Source organism: Paenibacillus sp. IITD108, from assembly GCF_036541265.1.
Classification (GTDB): Bacteria; Bacillota; Bacilli; order Paenibacillales; family Paenibacillaceae; genus Pristimantibacillus.
In genome coordinates this window covers 177,422-204,199 of the sequence record NZ_JAZHCT010000005.1, presented here as the reverse complement: position 1 = coordinate 204,199, position 26,778 = coordinate 177,422, and the positions used below count along the sequence as shown (strand labels likewise).

32 protein-coding genes are annotated in these 26,778 nt (G+C 44.7%); all 32 read left to right on the top strand.

Features of this window, described 5'->3' with window-relative positions; all coding sequences use genetic code 11:
• The first annotated feature begins 4 nt into the window (after positions 1-4).
• The 32 genes from fliJ (at position 5) to tsf (ending at position 26,749) form a co-directional block, all read left to right on the top strand.
• Positions 5-451, top strand: coding sequence for a flagellar export protein FliJ (fliJ, locus tag V1L65_RS06415; RefSeq protein WP_331698266.1), 447 nt, complete (start codon positions 5-7; stop codon positions 449-451).
• Positions 452-492: 41 nt separating this feature from the next.
• On the top strand, positions 493-1,401 hold the full coding sequence (locus V1L65_RS06410) for a magnesium transporter MgtE N-terminal domain-containing protein (RefSeq protein ID WP_331698265.1): 909 nt from the start codon (positions 493-495) through the stop codon (positions 1,399-1,401).
• Positions 1,402-1,439: 38 nt separating this feature from the next.
• Complete coding sequence (locus V1L65_RS06405; RefSeq protein ID WP_331698264.1) at positions 1,440-2,798, top strand: flagellar hook-length control protein FliK; 1,359 nt, start codon at positions 1,440-1,442, stop codon at positions 2,796-2,798.
• Positions 2,799-2,841: 43 nt separating this feature from the next.
• Positions 2,842-3,348 carry a flagellar hook capping FlgD N-terminal domain-containing protein gene (locus tag V1L65_RS06400; RefSeq protein ID WP_331698263.1) on the top strand — a complete coding sequence of 169 codons (507 nt, stop codon included), beginning with the start codon at positions 2,842-2,844 and terminating at the stop codon, positions 3,346-3,348.
• Positions 3,345-3,722: a TIGR02530 family flagellar biosynthesis protein gene (locus V1L65_RS06395; protein WP_331698262.1), complete on the top strand. Its 378-nt coding sequence runs from the start codon at positions 3,345-3,347 to the stop codon at positions 3,720-3,722. Before V1L65_RS06400 ends, V1L65_RS06395 begins: the two co-directional genes overlap by 4 nt.
• 86 nt (positions 3,723-3,808) lie before the next feature.
• A complete protein-coding gene (gene flgG, locus V1L65_RS06390) occupies positions 3,809-4,624 on the top strand; it encodes a flagellar basal body rod protein FlgG (RefSeq protein ID WP_331698261.1) in 816 nt (271 codons plus the stop codon).
• 53 nt (positions 4,625-4,677) lie between these two features.
• Entirely contained in the window at positions 4,678-4,905 is a 228-nt protein-coding gene (locus tag V1L65_RS06385; RefSeq protein ID WP_331698260.1) for a flagellar FlbD family protein, read from the top strand.
• A complete protein-coding gene (locus tag V1L65_RS06380; RefSeq protein WP_331698259.1) occupies positions 4,902-5,369 on the top strand; it encodes a flagellar basal body-associated FliL family protein in 468 nt (155 codons plus the stop codon). The genes V1L65_RS06385 and V1L65_RS06380 overlap by 4 nt, the downstream gene beginning before the upstream one ends.
• Positions 5,370-5,405: 36 nt before the next feature.
• The gene (gene fliM / locus V1L65_RS06375; RefSeq protein WP_331698258.1) at positions 5,406-6,407 is read left to right on the top strand and encodes a flagellar motor switch protein FliM; all 1,002 of its coding nucleotides are present in this window, start codon (positions 5,406-5,408) and stop codon (positions 6,405-6,407) included.
• Positions 6,397-7,623, top strand: coding sequence for a flagellar motor switch phosphatase FliY (gene fliY / locus V1L65_RS06370; RefSeq protein WP_331698257.1), 1,227 nt, complete (start codon positions 6,397-6,399; stop codon positions 7,621-7,623). The genes fliM and fliY overlap by 11 nt, the downstream gene beginning before the upstream one ends.
• Positions 7,624-7,653: 30 nt before the next feature.
• The gene (locus tag V1L65_RS06365; RefSeq protein ID WP_331698256.1) at positions 7,654-8,016 is read left to right on the top strand and encodes a response regulator; all 363 of its coding nucleotides are present in this window, start codon (positions 7,654-7,656) and stop codon (positions 8,014-8,016) included.
• 5 nt (positions 8,017-8,021) lie between these two features.
• On the top strand, positions 8,022-8,633 hold the full coding sequence (locus V1L65_RS06360) for a flagellar biosynthetic protein FliO (RefSeq protein WP_331698255.1): 612 nt from the start codon (positions 8,022-8,024) through the stop codon (positions 8,631-8,633).
• A gap of 37 nt (positions 8,634-8,670) precedes the next feature.
• The gene (fliP, locus tag V1L65_RS06355; RefSeq protein WP_442955675.1) at positions 8,671-9,375 is read left to right on the top strand and encodes a flagellar type III secretion system pore protein FliP; all 705 of its coding nucleotides are present in this window, start codon (positions 8,671-8,673) and stop codon (positions 9,373-9,375) included.
• Positions 9,376-9,396: 21 nt separating this feature from the next.
• A complete protein-coding gene (gene fliQ / locus V1L65_RS06350) occupies positions 9,397-9,666 on the top strand; it encodes a flagellar biosynthesis protein FliQ (RefSeq protein ID WP_331698254.1) in 270 nt (89 codons plus the stop codon).
• A gap of 16 nt (positions 9,667-9,682) precedes the next feature.
• Positions 9,683-10,483: a flagellar biosynthetic protein FliR gene (fliR, locus tag V1L65_RS06345; protein ID WP_331698253.1), complete on the top strand. Its 801-nt coding sequence runs from the start codon at positions 9,683-9,685 to the stop codon at positions 10,481-10,483.
• A gap of 11 nt (positions 10,484-10,494) precedes the next feature.
• Positions 10,495-11,592 carry a flagellar biosynthesis protein FlhB gene (gene flhB, locus V1L65_RS06340; RefSeq protein WP_331698252.1) on the top strand — a complete coding sequence of 366 codons (1,098 nt, stop codon included), beginning with the start codon at positions 10,495-10,497 and terminating at the stop codon, positions 11,590-11,592.
• Between the two features lie 21 nt (positions 11,593-11,613).
• Positions 11,614-13,644, top strand: a complete 2,031-nt coding sequence (flhA, locus tag V1L65_RS06335; protein WP_331698250.1) for a flagellar biosynthesis protein FlhA — start codon at positions 11,614-11,616, stop codon at positions 13,642-13,644.
• Positions 13,641-14,864: a flagellar biosynthesis protein FlhF gene (gene flhF / locus V1L65_RS06330; protein ID WP_331698249.1), complete on the top strand. Its 1,224-nt coding sequence runs from the start codon at positions 13,641-13,643 to the stop codon at positions 14,862-14,864. Before flhA ends, flhF begins: the two co-directional genes overlap by 4 nt.
• Positions 14,857-15,723 carry a MinD/ParA family protein gene (locus tag V1L65_RS06325; RefSeq protein ID WP_331698248.1) on the top strand — a complete coding sequence of 289 codons (867 nt, stop codon included), beginning with the start codon at positions 14,857-14,859 and terminating at the stop codon, positions 15,721-15,723. The genes flhF and V1L65_RS06325 overlap by 8 nt, the downstream gene beginning before the upstream one ends.
• Positions 15,724-15,749: 26 nt before the next feature.
• Positions 15,750-17,030: a protein-glutamate methylesterase/protein-glutamine glutaminase gene (locus V1L65_RS06320; protein WP_331698247.1), complete on the top strand. Its 1,281-nt coding sequence runs from the start codon at positions 15,750-15,752 to the stop codon at positions 17,028-17,030.
• A 41-nt stretch (positions 17,031-17,071) separates the two neighbouring features.
• Entirely contained in the window at positions 17,072-19,156 is a 2,085-nt protein-coding gene (locus V1L65_RS06315) for a chemotaxis protein CheA (RefSeq protein ID WP_331698353.1), read from the top strand.
• Positions 19,157-19,168: 12 nt separating this feature from the next.
• A complete protein-coding gene (locus tag V1L65_RS06310; protein ID WP_331698245.1) occupies positions 19,169-19,630 on the top strand; it encodes a chemotaxis protein CheW in 462 nt (153 codons plus the stop codon).
• Between the two features lie 4 nt (positions 19,631-19,634).
• Positions 19,635-20,255, top strand: a complete 621-nt coding sequence (locus V1L65_RS06305) for a chemotaxis protein CheC (RefSeq protein WP_331698244.1) — start codon at positions 19,635-19,637, stop codon at positions 20,253-20,255.
• Positions 20,252-20,746 carry a chemotaxis protein CheD gene (locus V1L65_RS06300; protein WP_331698243.1) on the top strand — a complete coding sequence of 165 codons (495 nt, stop codon included), beginning with the start codon at positions 20,252-20,254 and terminating at the stop codon, positions 20,744-20,746. Before V1L65_RS06305 ends, V1L65_RS06300 begins: the two co-directional genes overlap by 4 nt.
• Position 20,747: 1 nt before the next feature.
• Entirely contained in the window at positions 20,748-21,206 is a 459-nt protein-coding gene (locus tag V1L65_RS06295; protein ID WP_331698241.1) for a hypothetical protein, read from the top strand.
• 4 nt (positions 21,207-21,210) lie between these two features.
• Complete coding sequence (locus V1L65_RS06290) at positions 21,211-21,996, top strand: FliA/WhiG family RNA polymerase sigma factor (protein WP_331698240.1); 786 nt, start codon at positions 21,211-21,213, stop codon at positions 21,994-21,996.
• 51 nt (positions 21,997-22,047) lie between these two features.
• Positions 22,048-23,445, top strand: a complete 1,398-nt coding sequence (locus V1L65_RS06285) for a DUF342 domain-containing protein (RefSeq protein ID WP_331698352.1) — start codon at positions 22,048-22,050, stop codon at positions 23,443-23,445.
• A gap of 24 nt (positions 23,446-23,469) precedes the next feature.
• Positions 23,470-23,793, top strand: coding sequence for a hypothetical protein (locus V1L65_RS06280; protein ID WP_331698239.1), 324 nt, complete (start codon positions 23,470-23,472; stop codon positions 23,791-23,793).
• 50 nt (positions 23,794-23,843) lie between these two features.
• Positions 23,844-24,380, top strand: a complete 537-nt coding sequence (locus tag V1L65_RS06275) for a DUF6115 domain-containing protein (RefSeq protein ID WP_331698238.1) — start codon at positions 23,844-23,846, stop codon at positions 24,378-24,380.
• Positions 24,373-25,005 (top strand): hypothetical protein, encoded by a 633-nt coding sequence (locus V1L65_RS06270; protein ID WP_331698237.1) that lies wholly within the window; start codon positions 24,373-24,375, stop codon positions 25,003-25,005. The genes V1L65_RS06275 and V1L65_RS06270 overlap by 8 nt, the downstream gene beginning before the upstream one ends.
• 185 nt (positions 25,006-25,190) lie before the next feature.
• Positions 25,191-25,889, top strand: coding sequence for a 30S ribosomal protein S2 (rpsB, locus tag V1L65_RS06265; RefSeq protein WP_331698235.1), 699 nt, complete (start codon positions 25,191-25,193; stop codon positions 25,887-25,889).
• Positions 25,890-26,098: 209 nt separating this feature from the next.
• On the top strand, positions 26,099-26,749 hold the full coding sequence (tsf, locus tag V1L65_RS06260; RefSeq protein WP_331698234.1) for a translation elongation factor Ts: 651 nt from the start codon (positions 26,099-26,101) through the stop codon (positions 26,747-26,749).
• Positions 26,750-26,778 lie beyond the last annotated feature (29 nt).

The window sequence follows — 26,778 nt, the reverse complement described above, 5'->3', positions numbered from 1 at the left end:
ATCAGTGGCAGCTTTTCATTATTCATTCCAAAAGGTAGTCGATTTGAAAACAAGCGAGAAAACGCAGGCGGAATGGATTCTCTCCAGCGATCTGAGCGTTCTTCATTCCGAGGAGCTTTCCTTGAAGGAGCTTGAGGAAGCAAAAAAGCACTGGGAGGACAAGCTTCACGAAGCCTCGCATGGCGGAGCCTCGTTATCGGAGCTTCAAATGATCCAGCAATATACGGAGTATTTACATACCAGAATTGAAGCGAAGCTGAAAGATGTTAGAAAAGCGCAAATTGCCGTTGACAAAAGCAGAAGCAAGCTAGCGGATCGCATGAAGGATGAGAAGGTATGGCTTAAAGCCAAGGAAAATGCCTACGAACGGTTCAGGCATGATGTGCAGCTAAAGGAACAGAATGAGCTTGACGAGCTTGCAACCGCCCGATTCATGGTGACTGTCCCGTAATAATGAATCATTGCTATGCCGGCTAGAGGGAGTGAATAGAATTGGCGGAAACGAGTGTGGAAAAAGAAGGTTATGGTGGCTTTGCAAGATTTATGATGCTGATGGTGCCAGTCGTCATGGTCGTTATTTTGCTTGTCATTCTTGCTGCCTTTGTGGATGTCGATTTTCGAAATCGCGTTTTTACAATCGGACAATCGATTCCTGTTGTGAAAAACATAGTTCCTGATCCTAAAGTTAAAGGGAACTCCATGGATGATGATCAAATTAGAACAATTAAGATGTCAGAGAAAATCGAAGAGCTTCAAAAAAAGGTTTCTGAGCTGGAAAGTGAATTGCTCGCAGCTAATGAAAGCAAAGGAGCTTCCGAGCAGACGCTTAAAAATTTGGAAAGTGAAAATGCGCAGCTGAAGGCTTTGAGTGAAGAGACATTGCTGGATGCTGAACAGTATGAAGCGAAAATTCAAGAGCTGGCAAGTATGTTTTCCAAGATGACACCAAGTAAAGCAGCGCCAATTATTCAGAATATGACAGTGGAAGAGTCGGTGCTGTTATTCTCATCGATGAGACCGGATGATCGAGTGCGCATTATGGAAAAGATGAATCCCAAGCGTGCTGCGGACGCTACAATGATGCTGAAAGACAACGTCCTTTCAAAAGATATGCAAATATCGGCGTTGCAGTCCCGCCTGCAATTAAATGAAGATGCGCAGCCTGGAGCCCCGGTGAAAGGTTTGGAATCTGACGAGCTGGCAGCGACATTTAATGTAATGGAAGCTAAGAGCGCAGCAGAGCTGCTGCTCAAAATGAATGAAATTAGCTCAGCTAAGGTGCTAAGCCTGCTAGAGTCACTGAATGATGCGGCAAGATCAGGCATTCTTACAGAAATGTCTAAACGCAATCAAACGACAACCGCTCAAATTGTATCCAAACTATTAAATGATAACAAATAAAATGCTTGCAAATTGTACTAGGAAAGGAGGTGAAAGAAATGGAAATGGCTACATCAACTCTTCCATTTGCAGCTGTCCCGGCTGCGTCAGCAGCATCGGGAAATAGTGCGAATGGCGCAATGAAGAGCACCGGTAATGCATTGTTCTCCAAAGTGCTGTCCAGTCAAGTCAACACACCTGCCGCATCCGCTGCAACAGACACAAGTCAGCCAGTCGGAATAGTTGAACAAATCATAAACAGCACAGTGACAGCTGGAGCTTCAAATGAACTGCAAATATCCGCAGAGGAATTGCTGAAGCAGCTGGAGCAGCTGTTAGATAAGCTGGACGAGGCAATCGCAGCTGAAGAAGAAGCAGCAGTTAGCGAGGACGAACTTGCAGCTATGCTGCAGCATAGCTATGCACTTATGGCTTTGCTGGGCGTGCAGGTGCAAGCGACACAAGTACAGCAGCCGCAGGAAGCAAATGACCTAGCAGCATTAGGAGCAAAGAAAGTATCGAATAAGGCAGCGACTATTATTCAACTGCAAGATGCGTTGCTGAATTTGCAATCTGCTCTGCAGCATGGAGAAATAAAAGCTGGCAAGCTTCAGGATCCGTTTCCGCTTCTAGCCCAATTCGTTCAAAAGCTAGATGAGCTATTAGCTAACAAATCGGTAACTGAAGCCAAACTTCCAACTGAAGCTGCTGATAATAAACTTCCAGACTGGGCAGTAGCGAAAACGAATGGAAGCGATGCCGATAAGCATTTGGAGAAATTGCATCAGCAATCCAATCGCGTTAGCTTGACAGCAGAGCAGCAGGCAGTGTCAAGCTCAGCCAACCAAGCGGTAGCCGTGAATAGTGGCGCTGAAGTGAATGCTGCTGTTCCGGTTAATCAGCTGATGCATGCCCGCACAGTTCCGGTATCGGCTCCGTCCAATCAGGCTGCAACGACTTTCGTATTTGCTGACAAATTTGCAGACACGATGTCCGGCATGATTGTTCAAAAATTCAGTATCGCAACCTTCAATGGCATTTCGGAAGCAAAGCTTAAGCTTTATCCAGAGCAGCTGGGACAAGTCGATGTCAGAATTACGATGCAAAACGGACAGCTTACAGCAGTATTTCAAACCGATACATCGATGGCCAAGGAACTGATCGAGAATCAAATGGCGCAACTGCGTGCTGCATTGCAGGCGCAAGGCTTGAACGTGGACAAATTGAACGTCACGCATGAGCAGGCTGCAACGCTTGAATTTGATCAGCAGCAAGAGAAACAGAGCGGAGGCCGCTTTACTAATCAGGAAGATCAGTCAGACAATAGCCATGGCGAAGCAAGCTTCGAAACTGAGCTGATCGAGCAGGTCGTCATCCAGCAGCTGGGCTTTGGGCGAGCTGTTAATGAAACGGTATAAAATGCAGGGCCTGAAAATTGGCGTCGAACGGAGGTGACTAGCGTTGGCAGACAACATATCGACAAGGAATGTTTGGCCGAACTACCATCAATCTAATGTACAAACGGCTTCCAAGCGCAATACAGGGGATACGATGGGTAAGGATCAATTTCTAAAAATTTTAGTGACGCAGCTGAGCAATCAAGATCCGATGCAGCCTATGCAGGATAAAGATTTTATCGCGCAAATGGCTCAATTTACGTCTGTTGAGCAGTTGATGAATATGTCTAATGAGCTGGCTTTGCTGCGGCAGAATATCGGATCCGCCTCTAATATAATTGGAAAAGCGGTAGAGTGGTATGAGTATGATGAACTGGGCGAAGTAATTACTCTAAGCGGTATTGTAGACGCAGTAGTAGCTAAGGATGGCAAGCTGCTGGCCAAGATAGGCAAAAATGAAGTGGCGATTGATTACTTGATTTCCATTTCTGAGCCAAAAGCTGACGGCGGCGAAGAAGAAGTTGAGGATGGCGATAACAGCAACCCAGGCGGCGAGGATGAAACGCCATGAATAACAGCATAAAAATTGGACAATTGTTTCCTGTTACTCATGCCCCGCTGCAAAGCGATAAAAGCCGGAAAGTAGTTTCGGAGCCAGCCTCCTCATTCAAGCAAATGCTGGATGACAAGCTCATCAAATTCAGTCACCATGCAGAAACAAGACTGGAGCAAAGAGGAATTAAGCTTATGCCTGAATCTATCAGCAAAATCAGCGATGCGGTGGATGCAGCGGCTCAAAAAGGAGCCAAGGATTCGCTTATCGTCTATCGCGATATTGCAATGATAGTAAATGTGCCAAGCCGGACGGTAGTTACAGCAATAGAAGGCAAGCAAATGCAAAGCAATGTGTTTACACAAATTGACAGTGCCATTATTTTATCATAGGGCTGGACCTTGCAGGAGGCCCGCAGCTGTGGACCGATTGAAGCAGCTGCTCCATGTACTTAATCCGTTTTAAGGAGGAAAATAAAATGTTGAGATCCATGTATTCCGGCGTATCCGGAATGAGAGGCTTTCAAACGAAGCTGGATGTAATCGGCAATAACATTGCAAACGTAAATACTGTAGGCTTTAAAGCTGGTCGGGTCATGTTTCAGGATATATTAAGCCAGACTGTTGCAGGCGTAACTGCCCCAGAAGAAGGAACACGCGGCGGTGTGAATCCTCGCCAGATCGGATTAGGCGTTTCGATCAGCAGCATCGATACGATTCATACGCCAGGAAGTGCAATGACAACTAATATCGCGACAGACTTGCGCATTGACGGCGACGGATTTTTTGTAGTATCGCCTGGCGGCGACGCTGAGACGCAATTTTTGACAAGAGCGGGTAATTTTACGCTTGATGCAAACAGACAGCTTGTTACGGCCGAGGGCTATTTTGTATTAGGACAAGACGGTGCTCCAATCGTACTTGAAGAAGAAATTACGGCCTTTACAATTAGCCAAACAGGTCAAATTATCGGAATTACAGCTGACGGTCAAGTGGAAGCAGGAACGCTTGGTATCGCAAAGGCTGTCAACCCTGCCGGTCTTGAAAAAATTGGCGGCAATATGTACCGTATGACAGTTAACGCAAACCCGGATGGCGAGTTTGAGCTGTTTACAGCAGGCGACGCTGAAGTCGGCACAGGTTCAATTATTTCAGGTCAGCTGGAAATGTCCAACGTTGATCTTACTGCTGAATTTACTGAAATGATCGTAGCACAGCGCGGCTTCCAAGCGAATTCCAGAATAATCACCACTTCTGACGAAATATTGCAAGAGGTTGTTAACCTGAAGCGTTAAGTTCGTAATGAATAAGGGAGGCGGAAGCCTCCCTCCATAAGAGGGGGCCAATAATGATTACCGTTACACGCTTAAACGGAACAAAAATAACGATTAATGCTCTTCTTATCGAAACTGTGGATGAGGCTGCAGACACTATAATTACGCTAACGACAGGAAATAGAATTGTAGTGAAGGAAAAAGCTTCCGAGCTTGTGAAGCTTTGTCAGCAATATTTTCAAGAAATAGGTGTTGTGGGGATAGCTCGCAGCAGTAAACAAACGGAGGGGCCTTTGACATGAAGAAGATGCTGCCGTGGATGATTACTATTTTGTTATCCATTACATTAATAGCTATTGTGTCATTCATTTTGTATAACAAGTTCTTTTCGGATCAGAGCAATAAAGGAGAAGCAAGCAACAAGCCTGTTGCAGTAAAGGTTCTAAGCGCCAAAGAGCGTGTGGAAGTTACCTCTGAGCTCAAGGATTACCGAAGAAATCTGAAAGATCCAGATTACATAGTGATTATGAACTTCGCATTCCAGCTGGACAGTAAAAAGACAAAAGAAGATTTTGATAAAATTATTGAGTTTGAGGTTAAGCCTATTATAAGCCGTACTTTGGCTGATATGATGCCAGAAGATTTGGAAGGCTCGGTTGGTGAGGATATGCTGGAGTCAAAGCTGCTTAATCTTATCAATCCGGTACTGCCAAAAGGAAAGCTCGTGAAAGTGGAAATTACTGACTTTATGATTTCACAAATCTAATGCACAAATGCAACATTCCTCGAAGGAGGTGAGATAATGGTTGATGTTTTATCGCAAAATGAAATAGACGCATTGCTAGCTGCGCTATCATCCGGTGAAATGGATGCGGAGGATTTAAAAAAGGAAGAGGTTACACGGAAGGTTAGTGTATATGACTTTAAGCGGGCAGTTCGTTTTTCAAAGGATCATATTCGCAGCTTAACTCGTATTCATGAAAACTTCGCGCGATATTTAACAACCTATTTCTCAGCACAGCTTCGTACTTTTGTTCAAATTAATGTTGTTGACGTGGAGCAGCTTCCTTACGATGAATTTATTCGCTCTATACCGAAAATGACGATCTTGAATATATTTGAAGCCGAGCCTTTAGAAGGCCGGATGGTGCTTGAGGTTCATCCTAACGTAGCCTATGCGATGCTTGACCGCATGCTGGGGGGCCAAGGAGTAGCACCTTCTAAAATTTCGAATTTAACAGAAATTGAAACGACAGTAATGGAGCGTATTTTTGCACGCACATTCGAAAGTTTGCAGGAAGCCTGGAAAACAGTTGTAGACATTTCGCCGCGATTGGAAGCGCTGGAAACGAATCCGCAGTTTATGCAAATTGTATCTCCTAACGAGACGATCGCATTAATTTCCTTTAGCACAAAAATCGGCGATACGACTGGGATGATCAATCTTTGTATCCCGCATGTTGTGCTGGAACCAATTATGCCAAGATTATCGGTTCATCATTGGTTTGTTTCACAGAAAAAGGAACGCATACCGGAGGAAGTTAGAACATTAGAGCAGCGTGTCCAGAAGGCGAAGCTCGATATCATCGCTGAGCTAGGAGAAACCTCTATTACAATCAAGGAGTTTCTTAGCCTGTCGGTTGGAGATGTGCTATCGCTTAATAAGCCGATTGATGAAGGATTGAAAATAAAAGTTGGTGAAAAGCTTAAATTTATTGGCAGCCCGGGTTCGACAAAAGATAGGCTGGCCATACAGGTTGACGAGATTGTAAGTGAAGGAGCGGAAGAAGAGTATGATGAGTAAAGACTATTTATCACAGGAAGAAATTGACGCCTTGCTTCGTCAATCCTCTAATGAGCCAGATGATGTGCCAGCACCCGCTAATGAGGTTCAATTATCCGATTTCTTGTCTTCAATAGAACAGGATGCGCTCGGTGAAATTGGAAATATTACATTTGGCAGTGCTGCTACTGCTTTGTCGACTCTATTAGGCAAAAAAGTAGATATTACAACTCCGCATGTTACGCTAGTAAAGCGCTCTGAGCTGGGAGATATATTTCCTAAGCCTCACGTGGCAGTCAGCGTACAGTATGTCGATGGCTTTGAAGGGATTAATTCACTCGTAATCAGAACAAAGGATGCTCAGGTTATCGCCGATCTTATGCTGGGCGGAGAAGGCGAAGTAACAGCAGAAGAATTAAATGAAATACATATAAGCGCTGTACAAGAAGCAATGAATCAAATGATGGGTTCTTCGGCGACATCGATGTCGACGATTTTCAATCGTATGGTTAATATCTCGCCTCCCGGCATTGATATTTTAGATGTTAACAATGGAGATGGCATGAACCATTTGCCGCCAGTAGATGTATTTATTAAAATCTCTTTCCATCTTACGATTGGGGACTTGATAGATTCTACAATTATGCAGCTGCTTCCAGTGTCGTTTGCGAAGCAGATGGTGTCTACGCTAATGGGAGATGTGGAGGAGGAGCATGCTCATGCAGCGAGTCAGACTGCGGCAGCTGCCGAGCAGCAAAGCCCGTCTGTTGCTCCTGCTCCAGCGCCGGCGCCAGCAGCGGAGATGCCTGCAGCTCAGCCAGCCATGAATGCGCCTCAGCATGCTGCAGCAGCGCCAATGTACGAACAGCAGCCGGTCTATCATGATCCATATGCGCAGTCAAACATTAATAGAAATGTGAATGTACAGCCCGTGCAATTTGCCAATTTCAATCAGAATGGCTACGCTCAAACCGATCAAACAAATCTAAATTTATTACTCGACATTCCGCTCAAGGTCACTGTAGAATTAGGAAGGACCCAGAAGCAGATTAAAGATATTTTAGAATTGTCGCAAGGCTCGATTATTGAACTTGATAAGCTGGCCGGTGAACCGGTAGATATTCTAGTAAATAACAAGCTCATTGCAAAAGGCGAAGTCGTAGTCATTGACGAGAATTTTGGTGTTCGTGTAACCGATATCGTAAGCCAATGGGATCGTATTCAGAAATTACAATAATAACTTGAACCACCTAGGAGGATATGAAAAATGGCAAATCGTATTTTAATTGTTGATGACGCAGCGTTCATGCGAATGATGATCCGCGATATTTTATCGAAAAACGGATATGAAGTAGTAGGCGAGGCACAGGATGGTGCTCAAGCTATTGAAAAATTTAAAGAAGTAAAGCCAGACCTTGTAACGATGGATATTACTATGCCAGAGATGGACGGTATTTCCGCGCTCAAAGAAATTAAAAAGATGGATCCTAATGCCAAGGTCATTATGTGCTCTGCAATGGGACAGCAGGCAATGGTAATCGATGCGATCCAAGCTGGCGCTAAGGACTTCATCGTGAAGCCATTCCAAGCAGATCGTGTTATTGAAGCGATCAAGAAAACTCTTGGGTAAGCTTTATGGTCGCAAAACTAGGTAGTGTTGGACTGTGGTTGGCCGCTAGCAGTGAAACAAGCGGCCTTCCTGAGGAGCCGACCTTTAAACAAACGTCTCCGGGCGAATTGCTGGGAAGCATCGTTTGGATCATGGTAGCACTTGGGATTGTAATCGTACTTATCGTTTTATTACTGAAATGGATGTCTAATCGCAATAAATTATGGGGGGTTAATCGCGCACTTCGTTCATTAGGCGGAACGTCTCTTGGACAGCATAGCTCGCTGCAGGTTATCGAAGTAGCTGGTCGTATATATATCGTTGGTGTAGGTCAAAACATTACGCTGCTCGATAAGATCGATGATCCGCTGGAGGCCCAGGAAGTGCTGGCTGCTTTTGAGCGAGATGCAGATCAAGGCTGGAGCTCCGGTCAATTCGGACTAGCCTTTATAAAAAAATGGCAGACTTCCAAAGCAGCCAAGCAGCAGGAAGCTGACAGCAGTACAGCCAATTCAGATTCCAGCTTTGAAGATTTGCTGCAAAATCAGCTGAACCAGCGAACTATGCGCAATGAACAGCTTAAGCAATTAATAAAGGATGCAAAATCAAACGAACGGTTGATGGATGATGAAAAGTAAAAGGTTAGTTTCCTTCGTAGCAATCTTGCTGTTGTCTATGTTTGCCGCTCAGATTGCTTCAGCGGAACCTTTGCCTGATATTTCAATAAATATTGGCGGCGGAGAAGAGCCAGCAGGCACTAGCGCTTTGTCCTTGCTCTTAATAATTACGGTGTTGAGCGTTGCGCCAGCTATTCTAGTGCTGATGACCAGCTTCACACGAATTGTAATCGTATTGGGGTTTGTCCGAACATCGCTGGGCACACAGCAAATGCCTCCAAACCAAGTATTAATTGGACTTGCCATGTTCCTTACTTTTTTTATAATGGCTCCGACTTTTGGCCAAGTAAACGATGTGGCGCTTCAGCCATACTTAAAGGGAGAAATATCACAGACTGAAGCATTTGAAAAAGCTGCAGTTCCGATGAAAAAATTCATGTTCTCCCATACAAGAGAGAAGGACCTGCTTTTATTTATGAATTACACCCAAACGGAAAAGCCGACAAGCTATGAGGATATTCCGATCACCGTGCTTATTCCGGCTTATGCTGTCAGTGAACTGAAAACAGCCTTCCAAATGGGCTTTATGATTTTTATACCGTTTCTCGTTATTGACATGATTGTAGCCAGTACATTAATGGCGATGGGGATGATGATGCTTCCGCCAATAATGATTTCACTTCCTTTCAAAATATTGTTGTTCGTGTTAGTGGACGGCTGGTATTTAATTGTCAAATCATTGCTTCTCAGCTTTAACACTTGATAGGGTAAGGAGGGAACAAAGATGAGTGCTGATTTTGTTATCGGACTAGCAGGCTCGGCAGTATATACCGTACTAAAAGCTAGTGCACCGATGCTTGTACTTGCGCTGGTTGTTGGCTTGCTCGTCAGTGTATTTCAAGCAACTACGCAGATTCAAGAGCAGACGCTCGCTTTCGTTCCAAAAATTGTGGCGGTATTTGTATCAATCATTATTTTTGGACCATGGATATTAAACACGGTTGTCGACTTTGCCTATCAGCTGCTGAATAATTTACATCATTACATCGGTTAGGTTGTGAGTAAAGTTGATGAATGCAATCGTACACGGTTTTCCTATTTTTTTGTTAATCTTTTGTCGAATTACAGCATTTTTCGTCGTGACGCCGATATTTTCTTCGCGCAGCGTACCGGCAACCTTCAAAATCGGATTAGGCTTTATGATTTCGCTGCTAGTATTTCTGTCCTATGGCTTGCAGCAAAACATAGTGCTAGGGCCTGAATATATACTGCTTGTACTGCGAGAAATTTTGCTGGGAGTTTTGCTGGGCTTCGTCGTATATTTATTTTTCTCAGTTGTTCAGACAGCAGGCGCCCTCATGGATATGCAAATCGGATTTGCAATGGCTAACGTGATTGATCCCAATACAGGGACATCGGCTCCGCTTCTAGGCAACTTCAAATATATGGTATTAATGGTATTGTTTCTGATGCTTAATGGCCATCATTACTTGCTGGCGGGGCTTATGAACAGTTATGCATGGATGCCGCTTGATAATGAGCTGTTTGCAAGGGTGATGAGCGGAAATGTGAGTGTTTTTCTCACGAAGGCGCTTAGCATGACCTTCTTGCTTGCCATTCAAGTTGCTGCTCCAATGATGGTAGCCCTTTTTTTGACGGATGTAGGGCTTGGTTTTTTAACAAAGACAGCCCCCCAATTTAACGTATTTGTCGTTGGGATCCCCTTGAAAATTATCGTCGGCTTATTTCTTTTAGTTGTATTGATACCAAGCCTGGCGGTCTTGTTTGAAAATCTGTTTTCTATTTTATTTTCTTCGCTTGAGCAGTTGTTTGGTATTTTACAGCAAGCTCCCGCGGCGGATGGGCAATAGGAGGCGGGAGCATGAAAACATTTCGTTTGCGGATGGATTTACAGCTTTTCAGCCAAGAAAAGACGGAAAAGGCAACGCCGAAGAAGCGTAGTGAATCGAGGAAAAAGGGGCAAGTAGCCAAGTCTTCAGATTTGCCAGGAGCATTTATTTTACTATTTGTGTTTGCCTCTTTTCTCATGCTGGGCAACTACTATAAGCAGAATATATTGCATTTATTCGGCAGCTTCTTTCAGGATTGGCTTCTGCTTGAAGTAACAACGAGCAATGTGCTGGATTTTTTTATAACCGTTGTTTCCAAGATCGTCATTTTGATGCTTCCTATTTTTGCTATCGCCGTCGTTTTTGGCGCTGTAGGGAATATCGTACAATTTGGTTTTCTGTTTACAGGTGAGCCATTAAAACCGCAGCTGAAAAAGCTGAACCCGATAGAAGGATTCAAGCGAATCTTTTCTGTAAGAAGCTTAGTAGAGTTTTTAAAAAGCGTACTAAAGGTGCTTATTATCGGAGTCATTGTTTATTCTACTATAACAAGCGAATGGGATCATATGATAGTCCTTTCGACTCAGCCTATTGAGCATATTTTTTCATACGCCGCAGGAATCACGATTAATTTAGGCATTCAGATAGGCGCTGTACTTGCAGTTCTGGCCATTGCCGACTACATGTATCAACGATATGAGCATGAAAAAAGTATTAAAATGTCAAAGCAGGATATTAAAGATGAGTTCAAAAAATCCGAAGGTGATCCGCTCATTAAAGGAAGAATTCGGGAAAAGCAGCGCCGAATGGCTTTACAGCGCATGATGCAGGATGTACCGACAGCAGATGTTGTTATTACGAATCCGACTCACTTTGCAATAGCTCTGAAATATGACGCTTCCCAAATGGAGGCGCCAACCGTTGTAGCAAAAGGGATGGATCACCTTGCTCTTCGTATAAAAGAGGTTGCGAAGGAACATGGTGTCATAACGATGGAAAACAAGCCGCTTGCCAGAGCGCTTTACGAACAGGCAGAGATTGGCGATGTGATACCCGGTGACCTGTTCCAAGCTGTGGCTGAAATACTGGCATATGTATATAAAATTAAAGGTCGGAGACGAACGACATAACAGGTGGGAGGAGGGAACGTCATGAAAGCAAGAGATCTGGTCATCATACTTGGAATAATTGGTATCGTACTCATGATGATCATCCCAATCCCATTATTGCTTATCGATATACTTCTGATTCTTAACATTTCGATAGCGCTCATGATTTTGCTAGTTGCGATGAATACAAGAGAAGCGCTGGATTTTTCGATTTTTCCAGCTATATTGCTTATTACGACGCTGTTCCGCCTTGCTTTGAGCGTATCTACTACACGGAGTATTTTATCTCGCGCAGAAGCTGGCGATGTCATTCAGACATTTGGGGGCTGGGTAGGCGGCGGCGAAGTCGTTGTCGGCTTTATCGTATTTCTCATTTTGGTCGTCGTGCAATTTATCGTTATTACGAAAGGTTCAGAGCGTGTTGCAGAGGTTGCTGCCCGCTTTACGCTCGATGCGATGCCGGGCAAGCAGATGAGTATCGATGCGGATCTGAACTCTGGGCTGATTAATGAGCAGCAAGCAAGAGAGCGCCGCTCCAAAATTGAACGGGAGTCAGATTTTTACGGGGCAATGGATGGTGCGAGTAAATTTGTCAAAGGTGACGCAATTGCTTCTATTATTATCGTTATCATTAACTTAATCGGTGGCTTTATCATTGGTATGTCTATACATAATCTTAGCTTTACAGAGTCTCTCGCCAAGTTTTCCATTTTAACGATTGGTGACGGGCTCGTTACACAAATTCCGGCGCTGCTGATTTCCACTGCTGCAGGCTTGATCGTGACGAGAGCGGCATCAGAGGGCAATTTGGCAGAAGATGTCACCTCTCAGCTATTTAAGTATCCAAAAATGCTGTATATAGCAGCAGGTACTGTAGCGATGCTGGGACTTACGCCAATCGGCATTTTAAAAACATGGCCGTTTGCGATTGTTATCGCTGTTGGCGCGTATATTATGCAAAAATCCTTACATAAAAAGCAAGCACAGGAAGAGCTGCTTGTTGAAGAGCAGCAAATTGAAGAGGTGCGAAGTCCGGAAAGTGTTATTAGCCTGCTGCAGGTTGATCCGATTGAATTTGAATTCGGCTATGGACTTATCCCGCTTGCAGATACGCAGCAAGGCGGAGATTTGCTGGACCGCATCATTATGATTCGCAGACAATGCGCGCTTGATTTAGGTCTTGTTGTACCAGTCATCCGCATTCGCGATAATATTCAGCTTAAGCCGAACGAGTATGTCATCAAAATTAAAAGCAATATGGTAGCTCGAGGCGACTTGCTGTTAAATCACTATTTGGCGATGAGTCCAGGATTCGAGGACGATTCGGTTATCGGTATAGAAACGACTGAACCGGCCTTCGGCTTGCCGGCCATATGGATTGACGAAGGCATGAAGGAACGCGCCGAGCTGTCGGGCTATACCGTTGTCGATCCGCCTTCAGTAGTAGCAACTCATTTGACTGAAATTATTAAAAGACATGCTCATGAGCTGATTGGCAGACAAGAAACGAAAATGCTGGTTGAAAATGTCAGGGAAACTTATCCTGCACTAGTAGACGAGCTTATCCCTAATATTCTTACCATCGGAGATATTCAAAAGGTGCTTGCCAAGCTGCTGCGTGAAAAGGTGTCGATTCGCGATTTGGTTACTATATTTGAAACGCTGGCAGATCATGGCCAATATACAAAAGATCCCGATGTGCTTACTGAATATGTCAGACAATCGCTATCGCGTCAAATTACTCAGCAGTTTGCTCCATCTGGAGAAACGCTTCGCGTAATTACAGTAGGACCGCAGCTTGAGAAAAAAATTGCGGAATCCGTACAGCAAACAGACCATGGCTCGTATATTGCGATGGATCCGGTAACGACACAAAGCATGTATCAGCTGATGAATGAACAAGTGAATCGTCAAATACAATCGGGCCATCAGCCAGTTATATTGGCATCGCCGACGATTCGAATGTATTTGCGCCAACTGTTGGAACGAACGATGCAGGAAATTCCTGTATTGTCTTACAGCGAGCTTGAGCCTAGCGTTGAGGTGCAAAGTGTTGGGGTGGTGAATCTATGAGAGTAAAGCGTTATGTAGTTGATCAGCTACCTGAAGCGGTTGCGCTCATTCGTTCAGAGCTGGGCAAGGATGCTGTAATCTTGGAATCGAGACCTGTTGCAGTTGGCGGCTTTATGGGCTTGTTTCGCAAAAAAAAGATTGAAGTGACTGCGGCGGTAGAGGAAAGTCCTGCCGCCAGTGAGACCGTCAGCAAGCCAAGTGCAGCCGATGTAAATCAAATTCTAGAGCAAATATTGAAAAGCTCTTCCCGGACGGCGGCACCCCCGCCGGAGCCGGCACCAGCAGTAAAGGATAATCCGGTCAATCCGGCGCATATGCCTGCTGCTGACCGCGGCATTTCTGATAAGCAAATTCTAGAAGAACTACAGGAAATGCGGCAGCAGATGATGAAACTATCGAAGCAGCAAGCAGGTCATAGCGCGTTTTCCGATGCAGTGCTTGCGCTTAGGCGGAGATTGCTGGATCAGGAAGTTGAGCTGGAATGGATTGAAAGGCTCACTAATGAATTGCTTGAACAGTATGATACTGAATTGAACAAGCTTTCGCCAGATGAGCTGTGGCGGGCAGCAGCAGATCGATTAGAAGAGTGGCTTGCAAGCTTCAGTCCTAATCAAATTCATCCGGAAGCATCGGTTGTCCATTTCGTCGGTCCAACGGGAGTCGGCAAAACAACGACAATTGCCAAGCTTGCGGCAGAATACAAAATTAAAAATAATAAACGAGTAGGCTTCATTACTTCCGATACTTACCGAATAGCAGCTGTCGATCAGCTGCGCACGTATGCGACAATTTTGGATATTCCGCTTGAAATTGTATTTTCGCAAGGCGATCTTCATAAAGCATACGATAATTTAAGCCAGTGCGATATTATTTTGATGGATACGGCAGGCAGAAATTACCGAAGCGAGCTTCATGTATCCGAAGTGAACAGCTTATTTCATTCATCCAGGCCGAGCGAGACGATATTGGTGCTTAGTCTGACAGGGAAAACGAAGGATATGGAAATTATTACGGAGCGTTTCACCAAGTATGGCATTACGAAGGTACTATTTACAAAGCTTGACGAAACGACCGTGTATGGGGCAATTTTGAATCTTATTTTAAAATACAGTCTTATTCCAACCTTTGTAGCTGGAGGTCAAACCGTTCCGGATGATATCGAGCGATTTGATCGTTCAAGTTATATACAGTTACTGCTAGGAGAAGTAAGCGATGAATGATCAGGCAGAAGCATTGAGACAGCTCGTCAAACAAAATAATTCGCAAAGCCAGCTTAAAAACACGCGTGTCGTTACGGTCACTAGTGGCAAAGGTGGTGTTGGCAAATCCAATTTCAGCTTGAATTTTGCTCTTTCCTTGCAGCGTCTAGGTCAAAAGGTTCTCGTATTTGATGCCGATATCGGCATGGCGAACATTGATGTGCTTATGGGACAAACGACCCCCTACAATCTGTATCATTTGCTCACTCAGGAAAAAACAATTTGGGACATTATAGCTGTCGGCCCAGAGGGGCTGCATTATATTGCTGGCGGATCGGGCTTTAAGGATTTGCTGGAGCTGACGGCAGAGCAGCTGGAAAGGTTTGCAGGCGAAATTGAAAAGCTGCACGGCAGGTATGATGTCATATTGTTTGATACAGGCGCCGGGCTGTCAAAGGAGACAGTAAAGTTTATTACTGCCGCGGATGAAACAATCGTCGTCACAACGCCTGAGCCTACTTCAATAACGGACGCTTATGCTTTAATCAAAATGGTAAGAGCGATGCATATCGATGTGTCCTTCAAGCTCGTTGTCAATCGGGCAACCAACCGCAAGGAAGGACAGCAGACATTGGACAAGATCAGCTTGGTAGCGAAGCGATTTTTAGATACGGAATTGCCTTCGCTCGGCATTATGTTTGATGATGGCAACGTGTCAAGCGCAGTTAAGAAACAAATTCCTTTTTCAATATGCTATCCTTCTACAGCTGCCTCAAAAGCTGTGATGGAAATTGCTAGGTCGTTTCTAGCAATTCAAGCGCCTGTGCAACAGAGTAGTGGTATCAAAGGGTTTTTAAGTAAAATGTTCAGACTAGCGTGATAATCCTTTGGAACGGGGGTAATGGAATGGCTCCTTATCGAATACTCGTTGTTGATGACTCTGCATTTATGCGTAAAATTATTTCAGATTTAATCGCGCAGGATAGACAATTTGTAATTGCTGGTACAGCGGTCAATGGGGCTGAAGCTTTACAAATGATTCAACAATTAAAGCCTGACGCTGTAACCCTTGATTTGGAAATGCCGGTTATGAACGGCATCGAGGCGCTGCAGGCGATTATGAAGCAGAGTCCGGTACCGGTTATTATGCTTTCTGGCATTAGCGAAGACAATACGCGAGAAACGATTAAAGCCTTGCAATATGGTGCTTTTGATTTTATAAGAAAGCCTTCGCTCGGCGCAATTTCGCAGCATGTAAGCGAAGTAGGCGAGCTGCTGCTAGAAAAGCTAAGAATTGCAGTAGTATCTAAACGCTCCATGCCGGCAGGGCTGCAGACTGCTGAAAAGCCAAAAGCCGTTTTGGGACATAAGCGCACGTTAGATTATCGCAAGCCCGAGGAGTCCGGCAAAGAGGCAAAGCCTTTCATGCGAGACAACGAGCAAAAGCAGGCTGCAGAAACTTCTATAAAAAAGCATGCGAATAATCCGTTAATAAAGAAAAAATTGCCAAGTGCAGAACCGATCAAGCAGCCTGCTTCTATCATAAAACCTGTACTGCAAAATCAGAAGCTGCAGAAAGCAACTCAAAAAAGTGCCGACAAAAATGATTTTACTCATTTGGTTGCAATCGGCACCTCTACCGGCGGGCCGCGTGCTTTGCACGAAGTCATCAGCTCCTTGCCGTCTGACTTTGCAGCGCCGGTACTTGTCGTACAGCATATGCCGCCTAAATTCACCAAATCGCTGGCGCAGCGGCTTAACAATTTCAGTTCCTTGCAGGTAGTAGAGGCGGAGCAAGGGGAGCGCGTCTATGCAGGCAAGGTGTATATAGCGCCAGGCGGCTCGCATATGGGACTTGAGAAGGATAAAGACGGATACTGCATCAAGCTTTCTAGTGAACCGCAGCGCAATGGTCACCGGCCATCGGTGGATGTGCTGTTTGAATCTCTCGTTTCTTTTACCGAGCTGCAGCGTCATGCCGTCATTATGACAGGGATGGGCAGCGATGGCACTTTAGGGCTGAAGCAGCTTGTAGCCAGCGGAGCGGCATCAGCAGTGGCAGAGGCGGAGGAAAGCTGTATCGTATATGGTATGCCGCGTTCGGCAATTGAAAGCGGCGCAGCTAATAAGGTGTTGCCATTAAGCCAAATATCCGCCTATCTTGAACAAGCGATTTTAACTAAATAAAGGAAGCGTAATTCAGACCGATTAACAGGGGGTGCGAGATGATGGATATGAATGCATATTTATCCATGTTTATTGACGAATCAAATGATCACCTGCAAGCATTGAATGAAAATTTACTGCAGCTTGAAAGCAATCCTGAGGATCTTACTATTGTACAATCCATTTTCAGATCAGCGCATACGCTAAAGGGCATGTCCGCTACTATGGGCTTTGAAGATTTGGCATCGCTGACGCATGAAATGGAAAATGTGCTGGACCTTGTTCGCAACAGCAAGCTGCAAATGGATAGCTTTATATTTGATACCTTGTTTAAAGGTCTAGACGCTTTGGAAGCGATGGTTCAGGATATTATTGGCGGAGGAACGGGCCAGGCTGACGTTTCTGCAATTGTAGCTTCATTGCAGGCCATTACAAAGAGCGATTATAAAGCTGGCGGAGCCGCGCAGCCCGCAGCTGCAAGCAGCGCCGAGTCTGCTCCAGCTGCTAATTCTTCAGCAGGCGGCCTGCTTGATCAATTTCAAGCATCCGTTCTGGAGCAATCGATAGAAAGCGGGCATAAGGTTTATTTTGTCCAAGTATCTGTGCTGGAAAGCTGCTTGCTTAAAGCAGCCAGAGCATATATGGTATTTGATTTAATAGAACGCAACGGCGAGGTTATCCAATCCAATCCTTCTGTGCAGGATCTGGAGCAAGAGAAATTTGACCGCTCCTTTACTATTTTTACAATTTCAAGCCTGTCTGAGACAGAATTAAAGGAACAGCTGCTAGCTATTTCTGAAATTGAATCGGTTGATGTCGCACTTATGGATAAAGAAACGCTTTCTAGCCTTGTACAAGGTCCAAGCAGCGCTTCAGTTGCAGCGGCAGTAGAAAGTCCGGCAGCTGCGCCGGCAGCTCCATCACCGAAAAGCTCGGCGCCAGGCAGCGAGGCTGCACCTGCTGCCAAAAAGCAGGCGCCGCCGTCAAATGGCGCGGTATCCCGTACGATACGTGTTGATATAGACCGCTTGGATACATTAATGAACTTATTTAGCGAGCTGTTGATAGACAGGGTCAGACTCGAGCAGCTATCCAGCGAAATTAATAGAAACGACTTGACCGAGACAGTCGAGCATATGGCCAGAGTCAGCTCCGATCTGCAAAATATCGTATTAAAGCTGCGTATGGTGCCGGTAGATACTGTATTCAGCCGCTTTCCGCGCATGATTCGCGATCTGGCAAAATCTATGGACAAAAAAATCGAGCTCGTCATAACCGGTGCAGATACAGAGCTAGACAGAACGGTTATTGATGAGATCGGTGATCCGCTAGTCCATTTGCTGCGCAACTCGATCGACCATGGCATTGAAACGGTGGAGGAAAGAATTGCAGCCGGGAAGCCTGAGACCGGAACGATTCAATTGCGAGCTTTTCATAGCGGCAATCATGTATTTATTGAGGTTGAGGAAGATGGCCGCGGAATCAATACGGATAAAGTGCGTCAGATTGCGATTAAAAATAAGGTATTGACAGAAGAGGAAGCGAAGAAGCTTTCAGTCGACCAAATTAATATGCTTATTTTTGCAGCTGGTTTCAGTACAGCTGATAAAATATCAGATATATCAGGACGCGGCGTAGGGCTTGATGTCGTCAGAAGTAAAATTACTTCCTTAGGCGGCAACGTTTCGATCAGCTCCGAGCAAGGCAAGGGCACTAAGTTTTCCGTCCAGCTTCCTTTGACGTTATCTATTATTTCGGCGATGCTTATTCAGATGGGGTCTGAAAAATATGCAATGCCGCTGTCATCAATTGTAGAAACGGCCATCATTAAGCGTGAACAGATTACGCTTGTACATGGACAGCCTATGATCCAATTCCGCAATACTGTAATTCCGATCGTTTCGTTAAGCAAGGTGCTGGAATGTCCTGATTTTGACGATTCAACAGAAGAGGAAAGCGAAATTATCGTCGTACGCAAAGGCGACAAGCATGCAGCTATTATTATTGACGAATTTATTGGCCAAAGCGAAATTGTCCTGAAGTCTCTGGGCAAATACTTGACTAATATTCATGCCGTAAGCGGCGCAACTATTCTAGGCGATGGCTACGTGGCGTTAATTATTGATCCAAATGCTTTAATTAAATAAGGAGGGATACAGATGGGAGAAGAATTGAAAGTAATTGTGTTTGCTCTGAATCATGAAGAATACGGTATCGAAGTTGATAAGGTACAAACGATCGAACGGCTGTCTCCAATTACTCGCGTGCCAAAAACTCCAGCTTTTATTAAAGGGGTCATTAACTTAAGAGGCGCTGTAGTGCCAGTTATCGATTTGCGCGGCAGATTTAATCTTGAAGAAACAGAGTTGAATGAAAACTCCCGTATTATCGTAGTGGCTGTAAATGATATCGAGGTTGGCTTTATCGTTGATTCGGCAAATGATGTCATCGATATTGATACGGATGAAATTGATTCTCCACCTGAAATTGTTGGTGGGATACGAGCGAAATATTTGCATGGCATTGCCAAGCTCGGAGAAGGCAGGCTGCTCATTATGCTTAATTTGAATGAAGTGTTGAATAAGCAAGAAATCATTCAGCTCGAAGGGTTAGAGGTGTAGCAAATTGGGTGTCTACAATCGCTTTGAAGCATTTGAACTCGATGTATTGCGAGAGGTTGGCAATATCGGGGCTGGCAATGCGGTTACTGCACTATCAACTTTATTGAACAAGCCGGTAGATATGGCAGTTCCCAAGGTTAGCCTGCTTCCGTTTGAAGAAGTTGCCGAGCGTGTAGGAGGCTCTGAAAAAATAGTGATCGCGGTGTTCCTTCGAGTAGAGGGGGAAGCGCCGGGGAATATGTTTTTTATAATGGATGATCATGCAGCCGATCGGCTGCTTATGCATCTATTAGTGCAAGAGGCGAGAACAGAAGGATCGTATTCGGAGATGGAGCTATCAACCCTATGCGAGATTGGCAATATTTTAGCTGGATCTTACTTATCTTCCCTTGCTGATTTTACTCAGCTTGCTTTGCAGCCTTCTGTGCCGCTTATTGCACATGATATGGCAGGCGCTATATTAAGCTATGGCTTAATGCAATATGGTGAAATGGGAGATTCAGCGCTTCTAATAGAAACTTCTTTTTTAGAAGGCTATCAATCGTTGGAAGGCCAGTTTTTCCTCATTCCGGATCCACATTCTTTTGACAAAATTTTTGGAGCATTAGGAGTCGGTTTGGAATGATACAGCACAATCTGGTGAAGGTCGGTATGGCTGATCTGAATATTGCGTTGAACGGCGATGTGCTTAAAACAACTGGACTAGGTTCATGTGTCGGATTAACCTTGTTTGATCCGCTGCGCAAAATTGCCGGAATGGCTCATGTTATGCTGCCTTCATCGAATATTGCTCGCGATTTGCAATTTAATGTTGCAAAATATGCGGATACAGCTATACCTGATTTGCTTCAAAAAATGATAGAGAGCGGCGCTAAGAGAGACAGGCTTCAAGCTAAAATGGCAGGCGGCGCCCAAATGTTTACATTCGCAGGCCAAACGGATTCCCTTCGCATTGGTCCGCGCAACGTAGAGTCATGTATGCATTTGCTTCAGGAGCTGGGCATACCTGTTTTAGGACAGGATACGGGTGGAAGCTATGGACGAACGATCGAATTTGACAGCAGCAGCGGAATTCTTTCTATTAGAAGCGTTCAGCATGGTATAAAGGAGATTTGAAATGATAGGAAGTTGGCGGTGGAACGTTGCGTTTGGCTTAGTAGGTGCAGTTTTGACGATTATATTTTCTTTAAGCAGTAATTTGATAGACGTCGTACTGCTCCGCAGCGTATACGCTTTTATTTCATTTTTTGTGGTGGCATATGCGGTGCGGTTGATTTTCGCTCAGATTGTTAAGCCGCCTTCTTTGACTCCCTCGCTGCATGCGAAGGAGGAGGATAAAGGGGCTCAGCTAGACCTTGTGACGCCGCCTCAAACGGATGACTTAAATGATTTGCTTAAGTCCCAATTAACAGACACTGACGTTCAGCAGACAGAGGATGAAAAGTCTATTAAAAAGGAACAGGAGCAGCAGAAGCAGGCTGAGTTCAAGCCTCTTAATCCACCACAATTTGTTTCATCCAAAAATACAGAGCCTGAGGAATTGGCGAAAGCAATTCGTCACCTGACAGGGGAGTGAGCTGATGACTGAGCTAAAGACACCTCATTTGATAAACCTTCAGCTGTGGAAAGAATGGCGTGAGCAAGGTGATCTAGAAGCGAAGAAACAGTTGATTGAAACGTATTTGCCGCTTGTCGATTATGTAACGAATCGCATGGCTATCGGTTTGCCCAAAAATATTATCCGCGATGATCTTGCAAGCAACGGAGTAATGGGGCTGATTGATGCTATAGAGAAATTTGATTATTTGCGCGGGCTGCAATTTGAAACTTACGCATCCTGGCGTATTCGAGGCGCAATTATTGACGGCCTGCGGCAGGGGGATTGGGTTCCTCGCTCGGTTAGAGAAAAAGCTAAACGAATTGAGGATGCCTATCAGCTTTTAGAGCAGCAATATATGCGTTCTGTGACAGATGCGGAAATTAGCGCCTACTTGCAGGTTTCAGAGAAGGAATTTGTTAATATGCTGCAGGATATATCTGTAGCTACCGTATGTTCTTTAGAGGATCCTATTCGCGAAGAGGATTCCGAGACCAGAATGTCGCTTTTGGTGGATGATAAAGCTAAAAATCCGGATTATAAGGTGCATGAGTTTTATTTAAAGGAATCATTGGTTAAAGGAATTGAACGATTGACCGAGAAAGAGAGAATTGTTGTGTCGTTGTTTTATTACGAGGAATTGTCATTAAGTGAAATTGCTGAAGTAATGTCTTTGTCGCCATCGAGAATATCGCAGCTGCATTCCAAAGCGATCTTAAGGCTTAGGGGTGTATTAGCCAAGCATAAGGACCAGCTAATGCAGCATTAATCTATAGACTAAAAGTAAAAACGTGAGAAGTAAGGAGGAAATCAAGTGGACGTGGAAAAGCTGGATTCATACTTGCGCATCCATGTATCTTCTGATAAATTATCTGCTTTCGTAACCTTTAATCGTTTGTCTGATGATTTTGTTGTTACGCCTGAACAACTTCAATCGTTTTTAGAAGCAAAAGGAATTGCGTATGGCTTGCTGCCAGATGTGCTGAAGCAAATATGCGCCAACCCGATCGCTTATTTCAAGGATCAAACTTTAGTGGCTGCCGGCAAAATAGCGAGGCCCGGTAAAGATGGCTATATCCGATTTTTTTATGATCTGGAAAGCGGACAAGAAAAACGCCCTGCCGAAGGCCAGGATGGAACCATTGATTTTAAAGAGATTACCAAGCTTAAAAATGTAAAGAAAGGCCAGCCGATCGCCGAGCTTGTTGAACCCATGCAGGGGGAGCCAGGCAGGACAGTCGATGGAAATGAGCTTGAAGCGGTATTTGGCAAGAAAGCACATTTTAAGCTGGGAAAGAATGTCGTTGTAGCGGGAGAAAAACCGATGCTTTACGCTGCAATTGATGGTATGATTTCGATAACGGATAAAGAAAAAATTAATGTTTTTCCGATCTATGAAGTAAATGGAGACGTAGATTATCGGGTCGGCAATATTGATTTTGTCGGGACGGTTATTGTACGGGGAAATGTGCTTAATGGTTTTAAGATTAAGGCTTCCGGAGATATTCGCGTTATTGGCGGCGTTGAGGGCGCAGAAATCGAAACAGGGGGCTCGATTGAAATTACCGGCGGCATTATGGCCAGCGGGAAAGGCTTTATTCATGCCGGACAGCATGTGAAAAGCTCTTTTATTCAAGATGCTAATGTTGTAGCTGGAGCCGATGTTACCGTCACTCAAAGCATTATGCATTCTAATGTGAAGGCAGGCCAGCATATTGTATGCTCAGGCACAAAAGGCTTGATTGTAGGCGGCCTCATTCAAGCTGGCGAGACGGTAACTGCAAGAATTATCGGCAATGCAATGTCTACTGCAACTACGATCGAGGTAGGCGTGCAACCTCAGCTGCGCGAGGAATTCCAGGGTTTGAGAAAATCTATCCGGGCTGCTATGGAAAATTTGGACAAAACAGAAAAAGCGCTCGTTATACTGGATCAAATGGCAGCAGCCGGCCAATTGACGCCGGACCGCCTGGCGATGAGAGTAAAGCTCACCGCTACCCGAAGACAAACCTCACTCGATATCGATCAGCAGAAAGAACGTATGCTGGAAATTGAAAAATCGCTTGAAAATACGGAGCTTTCGCGAATTAATGTAAGCGGCATAATTTTCGGTGGAACGAAAATCGTAATCGGCCGGTATACTAAATTTATAAAAGACAGCTCTGAGCATGTTTATTTCAAATATTATGAAGGCGACGTCGCGATGTTTCCATTATAATGGCAGTGCAAGGAGGAGATAGTATTGGCATTCAAATCGCTTGATCTGCAAATGTCCATTCCAAGAACACAGGATGTAAGCATTTTACAAAGTCAAGCTGCCCAAAAGCCGATAGTTGATCAAAACTTACTTGCGAATCAAACAGAAAGAGAAACAGAGGAAAAGAGGACGCAAAGCAGCCAGCTTGAAAAGTCGGCAAAAGCGCAAGTCCAAACGAGTGATCAGGGGAAAGCGCAGCAGGAAGGGCAAAAAGGGCCGCGCAGCAAAAGGCGCGATGCAAATGATGCTGACCCTAACGAAGCCCCTGCCCATCCCTACAAGGGACATCATTTGGATATTTCATTATAATAATCGCAGCTCGAGGGCAGCAAGCTAAGGTAGGAAAGGCGGTTAAACCTGTGTCGGAGCCATGGCATTATATTGTACTTCTAGGTGCTGCTATCGCAGTTATTGCTTATGCTATGCCGCGTGCGAAATCAAAAGCTGCAGCTGATGCTGCAAAAACTAAAGATATGGAGCAGCTGCTTGAGCAGTATATGTTTACGGCTGAGCAAGAGCATGAAGCGCTTGTTCAGCTAGTAAAGGAAACTCAACAAAGCTCTAAACAAACAGCTTCTGCGCATGAGAGCAAGGTTTCTCAGCTGGAGACGCAACTGGCTGCGCTGATGAACGAGCTGGAGCAGCAAAAGAAAAGCCGGGCGGAGCAGCATCTGCAAGCTCAACCAGCTGCTGCTGCACAGAACTTGCCAGCACAACAGGAGTCTATTGAGGAGAAGCCTGCTCCGACATCTTTGGAGCAGCGCTATGAGCAATTATTTCAGCTGCATAATAGCGGAAAATCAATAGAAGCGATAGCGAAGAAGCTTCAGCTTAACAAGGGCGAGGTTCAGTTAATTATACAGCTTGCCAAGCAGGAGGCGAGTGCTCGTGGATAAACGTTCGTTCCTGATAGGGCTTGGAATCGGCATCATTGTTGGTGCGCTATTGCTTCAATTGATTTCGCTCGGCAATGACAGCAAGGAAAAGCTGAATGAGAAGTCACAAGAAATAAACGGTAATTCTCAGCTGCTTGGTGATGGACAAGCCGATGGAGGAAGTGTTGGAATGGCTGGCCCGCAGGTTCAGGCTGACACGGACAATGGGACTGCTGAGCCGAGCAAGGAAGTTGAAAACAATACAGAAAACATTGAAAACAATGCAGAAACCGCTGAAATCGATACGGAGCAGGACGCGCAGGGACAGCCTTCTGTGACGGCTGCTCCTGCTGTGTCTCGGGAGCAGCTTATTCTGCGTATCGAGCCGGGTTTCACACTATCAGCAGCTGCCAAGCTTTTGCATGAGCAGAAGGTGCTGGAGGATACGGAGTCTTTTGTTGCAATGATGAAGAAAAAAGTAAACGGCAGCATCAAAAAAGTGCGAGCCGGCTGCTTCCTGTTCGAAGAGCAAATGAGTCCGGACGAGGTCGCTCGTATCGTTACGAGCCAACCCTTGTCCAAGGAGCAGGCACGTGAATACGCAGCCGAAAATAACGGAATGAACGTTCCAGAAATTTGCCTGTAGCGTGAAAAGCTATAATTTTTAATTGTTTCCTTGCACCTGGGCATTATCTATGATATATTAATTGACGGTGTTAAAAACACACGCTTAGTCAATTTTACCAATGGTGCTTATGCTCGGCATAAGTTTTGGTAGAAGATGCGACGAGCGGAGGAAATCAAAAAACCATATCAGGAGGTGTTGAAGAAATGGCGGTTATTTCCATGAAACAGCTACTAGAAGCTGGGGTACACTTCGGTCATCAGACTCGTCGCTGGAACCCTAAGATGGATCGTTATATCTTCACAGAAAGAAACGGAATTTACATTATTGACTTGCAAAAAACGGTTAAGAAAGTTGACGAAGCTTACAACTTTGTTAAATCCGTAGCTGCTGAAGGCGGCACAGTACTATTTGTTGGTACTAAGAAGCAAGCTCAAGATTCAGTTAAAGAAGAAGCTGAGCGTTGTGGAAACTTCTACATCAACCAACGTTGGCTTGGCGGTACTCTAACTAACTTCCAAACAATCCAAAAGCGTATCGATCGTTTGAAGCAGCTAGAGCAATGGGAAGAGGACGGCACATTCGAAGTTCTTCCTAAGAAAGAAGTAATCATTCTTCGCAAAGAAAAAGATCGTTTGGAGAAATTCCTTGGCGGTATTAAAGGAATGAAAGGTCTTCCAAGCGCATTGTTCATTATCGATCCACGCAAAGAGCGCATTGCAGTTGCAGAAGCTCGCAAGCTTGGTATCCCAATCGTTGGTATCGTAGATACTAACTGTGATCCGGATGAAATCGATTATGTAATCCCTGGTAACGATGATGCAATTCGTGCCGTTAAGCTGCTGACTTCCAAAATGGCTGATGCTATTGTTGAAGCTAATCAAGGCGAGCAAACAACAGCTTAATAAATAATTCATTCAGCTAAACGAAAAGAAATATAAGCCCTTGCATTTCATCGGTGAACGCACCTTTTTGAAGGACAGCAAAGCCGTTTATCCTTAACGGATAACTTGTAATATCTTATATTTCACACAAAGGGTGGTCAGATGGTGAAAACCTCTCACTGCCCTTTTTTTGAACAAAATTCAGATGTTAATTTATAGGAGGGTTTTTCATGGCAGTTACTGCAAGCATGGTTAAAGAACTTCGTGAAAGAACAGGAGCAGGAATGCTCGATTGCAAAAAAGCATTGGATGAGACAAACGGCGATATCGATAAAGCGGTAGCCTTGCTTCGCGAGAAAGGCCTTTCAGCTGCAGCTAACAAGGCTGGACGCGTAGCAACTGAAGGCGTTGTTGAATCGTATATTCATGCTGGTGGTCGTATCGGCGTTCTAGTTGAAATCAACTGCGAAACAGACTTCGTTGCAAAAACAGACCAATTCCGCGAGTTTGCTAGAGATGTAGCTATGCATATTGCAGCATCCAATCCGAAATTCGTTCGCCGCGAGGAAGTTCCTGCTGACGAAATCGAAAAAGAACGCGAAATTTTGAAAAATCAAGCACTAAATGAAGGCAAGCCTGAAAAAATCGTTGAAAAAATGGTTGAAGGCCGCATTTCTAAATATTACGAAGAATATTGCTTGCTTGAGCAATCCTTCATTAAAGACCCAGACAAAACTGTGGCAACTCTTGTTAATGAGAAAATTAGCACTATTGGTGAAAATATCTCCATCCGTCGCTTCGTTCGTTACGAGCTAGGTGAAGGCCTTGAGAAAAAAGTAGATAACTTTGTAGAAGAAGTTATGGCACAAGCTAAACTTTAATCCGAACGCACAGGCGGGGCGGGGCGTTC

Coding starts and splice junctions, on each gene's coding strand:
- V1L65_RS06320 (WP_331698247.1), top strand. CDS start 15,750: ATGGCTCCTTATCGAATACTCGTTGTTGATGACTCTGCATTTATGCGT.
- fliQ (WP_331698254.1), top strand. CDS start 9,397: ATGAGTGCTGATTTTGTTATCGGACTAGCAGGCTCGGCAGTATATACC.
- V1L65_RS06405 (WP_331698264.1), top strand. CDS start 1,440: ATGGAAATGGCTACATCAACTCTTCCATTTGCAGCTGTCCCGGCTGCG.
- V1L65_RS06380 (WP_331698259.1), top strand. CDS start 4,902: ATGAAGAAGATGCTGCCGTGGATGATTACTATTTTGTTATCCATTACA.
- V1L65_RS06360 (WP_331698255.1), top strand. CDS start 8,022: ATGGTCGCAAAACTAGGTAGTGTTGGACTGTGGTTGGCCGCTAGCAGT.
- fliR (WP_331698253.1), top strand. CDS start 9,683: ATGAATGCAATCGTACACGGTTTTCCTATTTTTTTGTTAATCTTTTGT.
- rpsB (WP_331698235.1), top strand. CDS start 25,191: ATGGCGGTTATTTCCATGAAACAGCTACTAGAAGCTGGGGTACACTTC.
- V1L65_RS06325 (WP_331698248.1), top strand. CDS start 14,857: ATGAATGATCAGGCAGAAGCATTGAGACAGCTCGTCAAACAAAATAAT.
- flgG (WP_331698261.1), top strand. CDS start 3,809: ATGTTGAGATCCATGTATTCCGGCGTATCCGGAATGAGAGGCTTTCAA.
- fliM (WP_331698258.1), top strand. CDS start 5,406: ATGGTTGATGTTTTATCGCAAAATGAAATAGACGCATTGCTAGCTGCG.
- tsf (WP_331698234.1), top strand. CDS start 26,099: ATGGCAGTTACTGCAAGCATGGTTAAAGAACTTCGTGAAAGAACAGGA.
- V1L65_RS06385 (WP_331698260.1), top strand. CDS start 4,678: ATGATTACCGTTACACGCTTAAACGGAACAAAAATAACGATTAATGCT.
- V1L65_RS06300 (WP_331698243.1), top strand. CDS start 20,252: ATGATACAGCACAATCTGGTGAAGGTCGGTATGGCTGATCTGAATATT.
- V1L65_RS06315 (WP_331698353.1), top strand. CDS start 17,072: ATGGATATGAATGCATATTTATCCATGTTTATTGACGAATCAAATGAT.
- fliY (WP_331698257.1), top strand. CDS start 6,397: ATGATGAGTAAAGACTATTTATCACAGGAAGAAATTGACGCCTTGCTT.
- fliP (WP_442955675.1), top strand. CDS start 8,671: ATGTTTGCCGCTCAGATTGCTTCAGCGGAACCTTTGCCTGATATTTCA.
- flhA (WP_331698250.1), top strand. CDS start 11,614: ATGAAAGCAAGAGATCTGGTCATCATACTTGGAATAATTGGTATCGTA.
- V1L65_RS06290 (WP_331698240.1), top strand. CDS start 21,211: ATGACTGAGCTAAAGACACCTCATTTGATAAACCTTCAGCTGTGGAAA.
- V1L65_RS06365 (WP_331698256.1), top strand. CDS start 7,654: ATGGCAAATCGTATTTTAATTGTTGATGACGCAGCGTTCATGCGAATG.
- V1L65_RS06295 (WP_331698241.1), top strand. CDS start 20,748: ATGATAGGAAGTTGGCGGTGGAACGTTGCGTTTGGCTTAGTAGGTGCA.
- flhB (WP_331698252.1), top strand. CDS start 10,495: ATGAAAACATTTCGTTTGCGGATGGATTTACAGCTTTTCAGCCAAGAA.
- flhF (WP_331698249.1), top strand. CDS start 13,641: ATGAGAGTAAAGCGTTATGTAGTTGATCAGCTACCTGAAGCGGTTGCG.
- V1L65_RS06310 (WP_331698245.1), top strand. CDS start 19,169: ATGGGAGAAGAATTGAAAGTAATTGTGTTTGCTCTGAATCATGAAGAA.
- V1L65_RS06395 (WP_331698262.1), top strand. CDS start 3,345: ATGAATAACAGCATAAAAATTGGACAATTGTTTCCTGTTACTCATGCC.